Source organism: Trichlorobacter ammonificans (assembly GCF_933509905.1).
Classification (GTDB): Bacteria; Desulfobacterota; Desulfuromonadia; order Geobacterales; family Pseudopelobacteraceae; genus Trichlorobacter; species Trichlorobacter ammonificans.
The window spans coordinates 2,598,524-2,610,131 of sequence record NZ_OW150024.1 but is presented as its reverse complement, the minus strand read 5'-3'; the positions used below and the strand labels follow the sequence as shown (position 1 = coordinate 2,610,131).

13 protein-coding genes are annotated in these 11,608 nt (G+C 61.7%); 8 read left to right on the top strand and 5 right to left on the bottom strand.

What is annotated here, in order from left to right:
* Window positions 1-192: 192 nt before the first annotated feature.
* From RAK07_RS11985 to RAK07_RS11965, 5 genes are read right to left on the bottom strand one after another with little or no spacing between them, the layout of a single operon-like run.
* Window positions 193-789 carry a hypothetical protein gene (locus RAK07_RS11985; protein ID WP_305733067.1) on the bottom strand — a complete coding sequence of 199 codons (597 nt, stop codon included), beginning with the start codon at window positions 787-789 and terminating at the stop codon, window positions 193-195.
* Window positions 790-833: 44 nt separating this feature from the next.
* Window positions 834-1,718: an SDR family oxidoreductase gene (locus tag RAK07_RS11980; RefSeq protein WP_305733066.1), complete on the bottom strand. Its 885-nt coding sequence runs from the start codon at window positions 1,716-1,718 to the stop codon at window positions 834-836.
* Window positions 1,719-1,723: 5 nt separating this feature from the next.
* Complete coding sequence (locus tag RAK07_RS11975) at window positions 1,724-2,194, bottom strand: septal ring lytic transglycosylase RlpA family protein (RefSeq protein WP_305733065.1); 471 nt, start codon at window positions 2,192-2,194, stop codon at window positions 1,724-1,726.
* 4 nt (window positions 2,195-2,198) lie between these two features.
* Window positions 2,199-3,083 carry a complex I NDUFA9 subunit family protein gene (locus RAK07_RS11970; protein ID WP_305733064.1) on the bottom strand — a complete coding sequence of 295 codons (885 nt, stop codon included), beginning with the start codon at window positions 3,081-3,083 and terminating at the stop codon, window positions 2,199-2,201.
* 29 nt (window positions 3,084-3,112) lie between these two features.
* The gene (locus RAK07_RS11965) at window positions 3,113-3,601 is read right to left on the bottom strand and encodes a YqaA family protein (protein ID WP_309550375.1); all 489 of its coding nucleotides are present in this window, start codon (window positions 3,599-3,601) and stop codon (window positions 3,113-3,115) included.
* 79 nt (window positions 3,602-3,680) lie between these two features.
* Between RAK07_RS11965 and RAK07_RS11960 the strand changes: the two genes are divergently transcribed.
* From RAK07_RS11960 to RAK07_RS11925, 8 genes are all read left to right on the top strand, one after another.
* On the top strand, window positions 3,681-4,679 hold the full coding sequence (locus tag RAK07_RS11960) for a helix-turn-helix transcriptional regulator (protein ID WP_305733063.1): 999 nt from the start codon (window positions 3,681-3,683) through the stop codon (window positions 4,677-4,679).
* A gap of 12 nt (window positions 4,680-4,691) precedes the next feature.
* Window positions 4,692-5,831 (top strand): class I SAM-dependent methyltransferase, encoded by a 1,140-nt coding sequence (locus tag RAK07_RS11955; protein WP_305733062.1) that lies wholly within the window; start codon window positions 4,692-4,694, stop codon window positions 5,829-5,831.
* A complete protein-coding gene (locus RAK07_RS11950; protein ID WP_305733061.1) occupies window positions 5,828-6,487 on the top strand; it encodes an HAD family hydrolase in 660 nt (219 codons plus the stop codon). The genes RAK07_RS11955 and RAK07_RS11950 overlap by 4 nt, the downstream gene beginning before the upstream one ends.
* 114 nt (window positions 6,488-6,601) lie before the next feature.
* Window positions 6,602-8,695, top strand: a complete 2,094-nt coding sequence (locus tag RAK07_RS11945; RefSeq protein ID WP_305733060.1) for a methyl-accepting chemotaxis protein — start codon at window positions 6,602-6,604, stop codon at window positions 8,693-8,695.
* Window positions 8,696-8,705: 10 nt separating this feature from the next.
* A complete protein-coding gene (locus RAK07_RS11940; RefSeq protein ID WP_305733059.1) occupies window positions 8,706-9,113 on the top strand; it encodes a bacteriohemerythrin in 408 nt (135 codons plus the stop codon).
* A 38-nt stretch (window positions 9,114-9,151) separates the two neighbouring features.
* Complete coding sequence (locus tag RAK07_RS11935; RefSeq protein ID WP_305733058.1) at window positions 9,152-9,559, top strand: bacteriohemerythrin; 408 nt, start codon at window positions 9,152-9,154, stop codon at window positions 9,557-9,559.
* A gap of 208 nt (window positions 9,560-9,767) precedes the next feature.
* Entirely contained in the window at window positions 9,768-10,115 is a 348-nt protein-coding gene (locus RAK07_RS11930) for an Hpt domain-containing protein (RefSeq protein WP_305733057.1), read from the top strand.
* Entirely contained in the window at window positions 10,112-11,602 is a 1,491-nt protein-coding gene (locus RAK07_RS11925) for a glycogen synthase (RefSeq protein WP_305733056.1), read from the top strand. The genes RAK07_RS11930 and RAK07_RS11925 overlap by 4 nt, the downstream gene beginning before the upstream one ends.
* Window positions 11,603-11,608 lie beyond the last annotated feature (6 nt).

Sequence of the window (11,608 nt, the reverse complement as noted above, 5' to 3'; positions counted from 1 at the left end):
CGTTCATAAGCTCAGGATAGCGGGGGGGAGGTAAATCAGGTGTCAAAATGCACGCCGGAGGTGTCAAGCGCGCATCAAAATAGGGGGGAGGGAGCAGGAGGAGCAAGCCGGGGCGAAAACAGGCCGGCCCGTGCTGCGGCGTACGTTGTGACGAGCCGCGGCACGGGCCGGAGAGAAAGGGAAGTGGAACGTCTAGCGGACGATCACCCGCAGGTTGGCGGGGCTGGTCTTGTAGCCGCCCGAGACAGTGACGTACCCCTTGTACAGGTCGGAGGTGTCGGTGATCTTGGCCATGAACCAGTTGTCGCGACGGGCGGAGCTCTTCTTGTCCGGGGCCTGGTAGACTCCCTTCGAGCTTCTGCCCTCGAACATGATCATCACGGCGCCCAGCTTGATCTCATCGGAACGGGCAATCCTGGTCTTCCAGTAATGCCGGGTCCAGTGGCTGGTGCCGTCGGTCACCCGGAAAAATTCGCCTTCATCCTTGGTCTGGGGGGAAGGAGCGGTGGTTACCTTGGCCAGTTGGACGGAAATCCAGGCGTGGGAGCCCAGGGGGCGCTCGGCAATAAAAACATCGTCAGGCTGGATGAAGTGATCATCTTCACCGGCCGCCGGTGCGCTCGGGCGGGATTTCGACGGCCGCGGTGCCTCGTCCTGGCCGGCCTCGTCGCGGGGAGCCGATTCACGGATACGGGACGCGCCATCCAGAATCAGCTTTTCCACGTCGAAGGCGTGGGCGGTTACAGCGATGGAGAGCAGGACAAACAACGCCAGAAAACTGCGGATCATGGTGGTATCCTCCTTTGTGCCAGCGTGAAAATGGTGAGAAGACTCTAGCAGGTTTTCGGTGTTTGTAAAGCAGCGGCGGCAACGCCTGACACCATGTCGGGATAGCGCAGCACAATACCCAGGTCGCGCAGCATGCGGCTGTTGTCCACCACCCGCGATTCGACGAAATAGTTGAAGAGCAGCGGCGGCATCGTCCGTCTGGCCTCATCCAGGCTCACCTGGGGCTGGCGGGGCAGCCCCAGGGCGTCGGCGCAGGCATTGAAGTAGCTGGTCATGCTGCTGGGGGCGCCATCGCTGATATTGTAGACACCGCTGCCGGTTTCCAGCACCGTGGCACAGACCTGCACCAGGTCGTCAATGTGGATGCGGTTGGATGGGCGGGCCTCTTCTTCCCGCAGCAGGGGCTGCCCCTGGGTTATCTGCATCAGCGGCAGCCGTCCGGGGCCGTAGATACCGGCGATACGCAGGATCACCAACGGGATGCCGTGGTGGGCGGCAAACTCATGGAACCGGGCCTCGGCATCCAGCCGTCGCTTGCCCATGGCCGATGCCGGTTCCGTCGGCGAGGTTTCGGTGACGGCCGCTCCGCCGGTATCGCCGTAGACGCTGGTGGCGCTCAGATAGACGATCCGCCGCGGCACCAGCCGGTCACGCTCCAGTGCGGCGCAGAAGGCGCGTGCCCGCAGATCGATGCTGCCCCCCCCCTGGGGAGGGATGCTGTAGAGCAGGCAATGACCGTCGAGAAGGAGCGACGGCACCTCCTCAAGCCGGTCCATGGCGCAGCAGATGACGGACAGCCCCCTTTGCCGCAGCCTGGCGGCTTTTTCCTCGTCCCGCACTTGGACGATGACCTCCCATCCCCGTGCGAGAACCGTCGTGGCCACCCGCTCCCCGGTATAGCCGCAGCCGGCTATGAACAATCGTTGCATGTTGTCTACCCTTCCAGTTCCGCCAGTAGTTCGTCCAGCTGATTGCCGGTTTTGGGGACAATCAGCACCTTCATCGCCCCCTTGCCCCAGAGCCCGATCTTCTGTGCCGCCGCACGGGAAAGATCGATCAGCTGGAACGACCGTTTGCGGCAGCGGTCGTTGATCACCACCTGCACCCCCTGGCCGGTGGTGCGGTTGAAGACCTGTACCACGGTTTTCAGGGGCAGCGTGGCGTGGGCGGCGGTGAAACGGTCGGGATGGTAGCGTTCCCCCGAGGTGGTCCGCCGGCCGATGAAACGGGACGCGTAGTAGGTGGCGATTCCTTCGCGGGGATCCTTCAGGCCGCCTCCCTTGGCCAGGGTTTCCAGCAGTTCGGCGTCGGACAGCGCCTCCCGGTCCGGCAGGTATGCCGCAGCCGGTGACGCCGTCAGGAACGGCCCAAGAAACAGTACGAACAGAAGCATGGGTTTCAGCATGGCGTCAGCGTCCCAGGTAGGCCCGGATGCCGTCCCTGAAGCGTACCGGCGGCGTGGTGAAGGTGTTCTGCCAGTCGCCGTCGCAGATATTCTCCTCCAGCAGCATCTGCAGCTGGTCCAGGGTGATCGGGAAGGCCGCAATTCCCTGCAGCCTGGAGATGATCGGCTTCATCAGTCCCAGGGGCAGGGCCGGTTTCAGCGGATGGGGACGCCCCACCGCCTCGGCGATGACGTCCAGCAGCTCACGGTAGCTGAGACGGTCCGGACCGCAGAGAGAGTAGGTCTGTCCTCTGGTCTCCGCTTTTTCCAGCGCCTCGCAGAAACAGCGGGCCACATCGTTGCCGTGGATCGGCTGCAGCCGGTAGGTGCCGTCACCAAAGGTGGGGAGCAGGGGCAGGAGGCGGATCTGGCGGGCCAGCATATTGACGAAGGCATCCTTGGGGCCGAAGATGAGCGAGGGGCGGAAGATGGTCCAGGCCAGGCCGCTTGCCCGGACGATCTCCTCGGCCCGCCACTTGGTCTGGTGGTAACGGGAAACGGCGTTGGCACGGGTGCCCAGGGCGGACATCTGCAGGTAGCGCAGTACGCCGCTCTTCTGTGCCGTGGCTACCATGGCGGCGGTCGCCTCCACATGGAGCCGCTCGAAGGTGATTCCCCTGCCGGGAAACTCCCGGATGATCCCCACCAGGTTGATGGCGGCATCGCACCCCTTCATGGCCGCCGCATAGCTGTCCGGCTCGGTCACGTCGCCGGTGACGTAGCTGAGGCCGGCCTCGGTGGTCAGGCGGCGGGCGTGGGAGAGCAGCACCAGTTCATGTCCCCGCTGTCGCAGCGCCTCGGTAAGGTGGCCGCCGACGAATCCGGTTGCTCCTGCGATGAAGATTTTCATGACTGCCTCCTGTGCGGACGTTGAGCCGTTCAGCCGGAGATGCCCAGGGTCGCTCCGGCGAGCAGGGCGTAGCGCAGCAGTTTTCCACTGCCGGCCAGGACGAGAAACGGTACGAAACGGATGTTGAGGAGCCCCCCCACCAGACACAGGGGGTCGCCGATCACCGGCAGCCAGGAAAAAAGCAGTGATGCCGAGCCGTAGCGGCGGTACCAGGCTTCCGCCTTGCGGTGCTGCTCATCACTGATTCTGAAAAACCGGGAGATGAGCCAGGTGCCGCCGTAGCGCCCCACCAGCCAGGTGGTGCAGGCACCGGCGGTATTGCCGGCAGTGGCCACTGTAACGGTGGTCACCGGATCGTACCCCTTGACCAGCATCAGTACCAGCAGCCACTCCGACCCCAGGGGGAGCAGCGTTGATGCCAGAAAGCTGAGCAGGAGCAACGCGGGGTAACCGGGCTGGGCCGCGCCATCCCAAAGCATGGCGAAATATGTCGGAAATCCGTTGTCAAACCAGGTCACATCAAGTACCCTCACTGCCGCGTGCCGCACAGTGTACCTGAAAATCGCCGATCATGACAGAGGCAAGAAGGAGGGGGCCATGCCACGGGGGAAACCATCCGGCCGCTATACCCAGGCAGCGCGGCTGCATAACGTCATCCGCCTGCTGGAATCCAGGAACGGCATGACCCTTGACGAACTGGTGGAGGAGACCGGCGTGGACCTGCGCACGGTCCACCGCGACCTGGCTGCCGTGCAGGAGGCCGGCTATCCCCTGACCACCGACTGGCAGGAAGGGAAGAAAGTCTACCGTTTTCTGACCCGCACGCGTCAAGTTCCGCCCATTACCTTTACCCTTGACGAGCTGGTCTCGCTGCATCTGCTTCGTTCTTGTGCCGGCCTGCTGCCGCCCCGTCCCTTCGGCGCGGAGATCGACGCCCTGTTCGCCAAGATCCATGCCGCCCTGCCGCCCCGTTCCGTTGCCCATCTGGAGCGGATCAGCCGGGTCTCGCTTCCCCGTTTCCAGGGGGTGCGCGACTATTCCGGCTGCGAGGACCTGCTGGCGGAGCTGCGTCGCGCACTGCTCTACCAGTACCGGATACGGATTTCCTACACCAAGGGGGGACGGGAGGCGGCCGCCTACGAGCTGGACCCCTATACCCTGGTGCTGGCCAAGGGGGGGCTGTACCTGCTGGCCCTGGCCCACAACCGTGGCGGCATCAGGCTGTTTGCCGTGGAGCGGATCATCGGCCTGGAGGTGACGCGGAAGCGCTTCGAGCTGCCGGAGGATTTCGATCCGGAAGCCTGTTTCAGCGACGCCTTCGGCCTGGTGACGGATCAGCCGATGGCGCTCAAGGTTCGGTTCGACGCCCAGGTTGCCCACCTGGTGCGGGATCGGATCTGGCGGAGCGGCCAGCGGATGACTGCCGCCGCCGACGGGTCGGTGCAGCTTGCGTTCGAGGCGGCCGGTACCCTGGAAATCCTGGCCTGGATACTCTCCTTCGGCAGCCATGCCGAACTGCTGGAACCGCCGATGTTGCGCAAGGAGCTGCGTCGGCACATCAAGGGACTGCGCGAGTTGTATCGAAAGAAAAGCTGACGAGAAGGGACCATGACGCACCAGAATCTTTTTGACCGCATTGCCGCACGGATTGACGAACAGGGCCGGATCACCTTTGCCGATTACATGGCCGCCTGCCTCTACGAGCCGGGATTGGGCTACTACACCTCACCGGGGCGCAAGGTGGGGGTCGAGGGGGATTTCTACACCAGCATCACCGTCCATGCCGCCTACGGCCGGGTGGTTGCCCGCGAAGTGGCGGCCATGTGGCGGTCCCTGGAGCAGCCGGCCGAATTCACGCTGATGGAGGTGGGGGCGGGTCACGGCCGTCTTGCCTGCGATATTCTCGACTTTCTGAAGGAACGGGAGCCGGCCTGCTACGCGGCGTCCCGGCCGGTGCTGGTGGAGCAGGAGCCGACCCTGGCCGGGGCTCAACGCCAGGTTTTGCATGAGCATGCCGACAAACTGCGCTGGCTGACCCCCGCCGAACTGGCGTCGGGAATTCGCTTCCGGGGGGTGCTCTATTCCAACGAGCTGCTGGACGCCCTGCCGGTGCACCGGGTGTTGATGACGCCGGAGGGGCTGCGGGAAATCTACGTGACCCGCGAGGGAGAACAGTTGAAGGAGCAGCTCGGTCCGCCCTCCACGCCGGCTCTGGCTGAGTATCTCTCCCGTTACGGCATGCCGCTGATGCCGGGCCAGGAGGCGGAAGTCTCCCTGGCGGCCCTGGACTGGTTCGACAGCGTGGTTGCGGGGCTTGAGCAGGGGTTCATTCTGACCGTCGACTACGGCTACGCCAAGGAAGAGCTGTACGCGCCCCACCGCAAGCTGGGCACGCTGCTCTGCTACCACAAGCACCGTGTCGAAGACAACCCGTACCAACTTCTGGGAGAACAGGACATTACCAGCCACGTCAATTTTTCCGCGCTGATCCAGCGGGGAGAAGAGCAGGGGGTGAAGACGCTCTGGTTCGGTGAGCAGTGTCGCTTCCTGCTGGCCGCCGGCATGGTGGAGGAGTTCGAGGCGATTGAAACGTCAAGCCTCTCCGAGGCTGAAAAGTTGAAAAAACGCCTGACTCTGAAGCGGCTGATCATGCCGGAGGGAGGGATGGGAGACACCTTTCGGGTGTTGGTACAGTCGAAGGGGGTTCCGCAGGCGGCCTTGGGCTGTCTGCGGGGGATCGGTATATGAACGGCCGGGAGCGGGACATACGCGCCGTCGTGTTTGATCTCGACGGTACGCTGTATGTTTCCGAAGCCTTTGAACATGCGGTCTGGGAGTCGGTCTCCCGCTATGCCGGCCATCTGCTGGACTGCCCGGCCGTCCTGGGTGGACAGCGGCTGCGGGAGGTGCGCGAGCGCCTGACCGCGGAGCGGGGTATGGTGCAGACCCTTGCCGTTGCCATCCAGGCCCTGGGGGGAACGGTGCGGGAGATGCACCGCCGCTTTGCCGCGGAACTGGAGCCGGCAGCGATGCTTGTTCCCGATCCGCGGGTTCCCCGCCTGCTGCATCTCCTGGCCCGCTCCCGTCGCTGCTGGCTCCTGACCAACAACAACCGGGTACTGACCGACAAGATTCTGGCGGTTCTGGGACTTCAGGAGGTTTTTGAGCAGGTGGTGACCATCGACGATACTTGGCGTCCGAAGCCGGACGAGTCGGTGCTCGACGAGCTGCTGGGCCGGCTTGCCCTGCCGCCGGAGGCCGTGCTGTTCGTGGGGGATCGATTTGACATCGATCTGCGCCTGCCTGAGCAGCGGGGCTGTCCGGTGCTTCTGACAAAAACCATCGACGATCTGATGGCACTCGAACGTTTGTTTGACACCCCTGAAACAGTAAAACAATGTTAGCAATCTGCTTGCAAAAAGGGCACTGCTCTGATTTAATGCGAACCCGCTTTCCCTGTTTCCCCTGCAACACGTAACGTCATGCATTGAGGCACCGCTTCCGGAGGTAGACCTGTCATGATACGCACCCGCCTGACCGCCAAGGTACTGATCGCCATCGCTTTGACCCTCACCGTCGGTTTTCTCTGTCTCGGCGTGCTCAGTCTCTATCTTTCCTATAGCTCCATGATCGACCTGCAACGGGCAAGCGCCCGTCAGGAAGCGGCCTCCACCATTCGGGAGCTGACCGAGCTGAAAATGCGGGGTGACTTCCAGGTTTTCAACAAGTATGTCGATGAGGTGGTGAAGCGGGGCGGCGCGCTGAAGATTCAGATGTTCAAGCCCGATGGTAGCGAATACGGCGGTAACGACAGCAGCGATTTGATCAGAAAAGCGGTGGCAGCCGGCGTCCAGCAGGAAGAAAATACGACGGTTGACGGTAAATCGGCCCTCCGCCTGGCCATCCCCCTGGCCAATGAAGCCCGCTGTAACGCCTGTCATGCCCCCGGTCCCAAGTTTCTTGGTGGCCTGCAGCTGACCTCCTCACTGGAGGAGGGGGTTGCCAAAGCCAAGAAGCTCGCCTATGTGCTGACCGGTGTCGGCGTCTTTTTCTTCTTCCTGATCATCGGCGTGCTCTACCTGCTGATCTCCATCCTGGTGGTCCGCCCGATCCGTGAGCTTTCCGCCCAGGTCGAGGACATCGCCCGGGGAGAAGGGGACCTGACCCGGGTGCTGCCGGTCCGTTCGGAGGATGAAATCGGTCGCCTGGGGGGCGAGGTCAACCACCTGACCCAGAAAATTCGCGAGATCATCGCCTCCCTGTACCAGCAGGCCTGTCAGTTGGGCGGAGCCACCTGCGAGCTGAACAGTTCCACGGAACGGATATCCAAAGAAATGCACCAGCAGATGGAGCACGCCGAGACCGTGGCTACCGCTGCCGAGGAAATGAGCAGCACCATCCAGAACGTGGCGGAAAACACCAGCCAGGCCGTGGAGTTGGCCGCAACGGTGGATAGTGCCGCCAGCACCGGACTGGACGTGGTGCAGCAGACCTGGCAGAGCATGAACAGCGTGGCGGAAAGTGTCGAGGCTACCCTGGCCGGTATTGGCGAGCTGGAACGCTCATCGGCCAGTATCGGTGAAATGCTGTCACTGATCGAGGATATTGCCGACCAGACCAATCTGCTGGCGCTGAATGCCGCCATTGAGGCAGCCCGTGCCGGCGAAGCGGGGCGGGGCTTTGCGGTGGTTGCCGACGAAGTGCGGTCGCTGGCAGAGAAAACTACCAAGTCAACCAAGGAAATCGATCAGATCGTGGGCAAGATTCAGCAGGAGAGCGTCAGGGCCGCAACCAGTATCCGTAAAGAGAGCGTGCTGGTTCAGAGCGCCCTGCAACAGGCGGAGGAGGCCCGCCGCCAGTTGGAGGAAATCAAGAACTGCGCTTCCGGTTCGCGCATGATGAGCGAGTTGATCGCGACCGCCGCGGGGGAGCAGACCACGGTGACCGCTGAAATATCCGGCAAGATTCATCACGTATCCAATGCCGCCCACGGCACCAACCAGATGATGAAGGTCAACCTGGATACCTTTGCCAAGTTTTCCGATATCGTCGAGGACATCTACGGTACGGTGGGCCGCTTTACCGTGGGCAACTACCATGATCAGGTCAAGGGGTACGCGCGGGAGCTGCGGGATGGCGTGCTGGCGGCCATTGCCGAAGCGGTGCGCAGCGGCGCTCTCTCGGAGAGCGATCTGTTTGACCGCAGCTATCAGCCCTACTCGCAAAAAACCGACCCCCCGAAATTCACCACCCGTTACGACAGCTTCTTTGACCGGGTCATTTCGCCGCTGCAGGAGGCGGTCCTCAACCGCGACGACAAGCTGCTCTATGCCATCTGTTTTGACGACAAAGCCTACGTTCCCTGCCATAATCTCCGTTTTTGCAAGCCGCTGACCGGCAACAGCGAAGTGGACAAGGTCAACAACCGCACCAAGCGGATATTCTCGGACAATACCGGCATGCGTTGTGCAAAAAATACCGACGGCTTCCTGCTGCAGACCTATCGACGGGATACCGGTGAGATTCTTAACGATCTTTCGCTGCCGCTATACCTCAACGGCCGTCACTGGGGCGGCGTCCGCTTCGGTTACAAGGCGCCGTGCAGCCTCTAGGGAGCGTGTCATGTCACTACTGATCTGGGGAGCGATGTTTGAAGTAGGGGTCAGCGATATCGATGCGCAGCATCGACGGCTGTTCGATCTTGCCAACCAGCTTGCCGACGCGGTACGGGTCGGCAAGGGGCAGGATGTGCTGGCCGAGGTGCTTACGGAACTGGTACGCTACACGCAGACCCATTTTGCGTTTGAAGAACAACTCATGTCCCAGCATCACTACCCGGCCGCTGCAGAGCACCGACAGCAGCACCAGGAACTGGTTCAGCAGGTGACGGGGTTCAAGCAGCGCTTTCATGCCGGGGACCAGCTGGTAGTGGAAGAGTCTCTGCAGTTTTTCACTCACTGGCTGTCCCGTCATATCATGCATATCGATAAGGCATTCGCGCGGGATTTGAAGGCAAAAGGGGTGCAGTGACCCTTTTTGCCTACTTTTGGGGACAAAGGAGGTCTGTAATGCCGTTATTGCTGTGGGGGCCAATGCTGGAAGTGGGGGTAAGGGAGATTGACACCCAACACCGCAAGCTGGTGGATCTTGCCAACGAGCTTGCCGATGCCGTGCGGGCCGGCAAGGGCAAGGATGTTGCCGGTAAGATCCTGAACGAACTGGTCAGCTACACCCAGTCGCACTTTGCAACCGAGGAGCGGTTGATGGATCTGCACAAATATCCTGATGCGACAAACCACAAGCAACTGCACAAGGATCTGGTCAAGACGGTTTCCGACTTCAAGGCCAAGTTTATCAAGGGTGAGGCAACCATTTCCGAAGAGTTGATGAACTTCCTGAAAGACTGGTTGACCAAGCATATCATGAATATCGACAAAGCCTTTGCCCGCGATCTGAAGGCGAAAGGCGTCCAGTGACTCCAGCCACGGCGGCTGAGGTATCAGCCGCTTCTTCCATTCCGTTGTACCGATCCTGCCTGTGCTTGCATTTCAGCCGGTTTTGGCTACACTTGCCCAAATACTCGTCTGTCTCTACCCCGGCAGTGCCATTGTGCTGGCGGGGTAGAGCGGTGTCACGTGCGGGAGGGCTGGCGCTATGACAGAAAAAATGACCGATGAGTCCCCAATGGATGACCCTTTTGATCGGGTCTATCTTCGTAAGAACTACCTTGATCTCGGCTGTGCCGACGTGCTGTCCGATGTTTTTCGTATTTTCCTGGAAAGTTCCCGCGTCAAGCTGGCCGGAGTGCGGAGTGCGCTTGTCACTGAGAGCATGGGCGAGCTGCTAAACCTTGCGCACGGTTTGAAGGGGGAAGCGGGGTCGGTTGGCGGGCGGCATGTGACCGCCATCGCGGCTGCCATGGAAAAGGCGGCCCGGGGGGGAGACCTGCAGGAACTCCGTCGGCGGATGCCGGAGCTGGAGCATGAGCTGGAGCGCCTGCTGCAGGCTATTGAGCGGGAGCTCGAAGGGTGACGGCAGCGCGGCCGGGGCTGAACATACTGTTTGCCGCTTCCGAGGCGGCACCCTTTGCCAAGACCGGCGGCCTGGGCGAGGTGGTAGGAGACCTGCCCCGCTATTTGCGTGCCCTGGGCCATGATGTCCGGGTGCTGCTCCCCCGTTATTACACAATTGATCCCGAGCGGTACGGGTTGACCATGCTGCCCGGCACCCTGGTGGTCCCGATGGGGATCGTCGGCACTATGTACTGCGGTGTATGCGAGGGGCGTCTGCCTGGCAGTGATGTGCCGGTATACTTTCTGGAGCACGAAGGACTGTACGGTCGGGACGGTATCTACGGCATCGAAAACGTCAGTTTCCTGGATAACGACAACCGCTACATCTTCCTGTCGCGTGCCGCTCTCGAACTGCCCAAGATGCTCGGCTGGAAGCCGGATATCGTCCATGCGCACGACTGGCATACTGCTGCCGTGCCGGTGTTCCTCAATACCCTCTACCGTACCGACCCGCTGGTGGGTAATGCCGCCTCCATCCTCACCATCCATAACATGCAGTACCAGGGGAGCTTCTACCCCGGCCTGATGGATGTGCTGGGGATCGGTTGGGAACACTTCACCTTTCTCGAACTGGAGAAGGATGACCAGGTCAACCTGCTCAAGGGGGGCATGTACCACGCAACCCTGCTGAACACGGTCAGCCAGGGATATGCCCGCGAAATTCAGACGCCCGCCTACGGTTGGGGGCTGGAAGGGGTGGTTCGTGAGCGTGCCGACGATTTGTGGGGTATCCTTAACGGTGTCGACTACCATGAGTGGGATCCCGCCATTGATCGGTACATTCCAGCCAATTACTCTGCTGACGACCTGAGTGGAAAAGCGGTTTGCAAGCGTGCGCTGCAGCGGCGCTTCGGCTTGCCGGAGCGCGATGACCTGCCGGTATTCGGCGTGGTGTCGAGGATGGTGCCCCAGAAGGGGACCGATCTTCTGGCAGAGGCGATCCACCGGCTTATCGGCCTGGAACTGCAACTGGTGATCGTCGGCAACGGCGAACCCTGGGCCCACTTTTTTTTCGGCGGCATGGCACACCGGCATCCCGACAGGGTGGGGTGCCATATCGGCTACGACAATGCGCTGGCACATCTGGTGGAGGCAGGTGCCGATTTCTTTCTGATGCCTTCCGCGTTCGAACCCTGCGGCCTGAACCAGATGTACTCGCTGGCCTATGGAACGCCTCCCGTTGTCCGGGCCACCGGAGGGCTGGATGACAGTGTCGAAAACTTCAACGAGGCAACCGGTAGCGGCGACGGATTCAAGTTCTGGAATCATACCGCTTCCGCTCTGTACGATACGGTGGGCTGGGCGGTCTGGACCTGGTATAACAATCCGCAGGGGCTGGCAGCCTTGCGTCGAAACGGCATGGCGAAGCGTTTTACCTGGGAGGAGGCGGCCCGGAAATATGATGAGCTCTATCGTGCAGCGCTCCAGAGGCGGCTGGGGGGCTAGGAAACC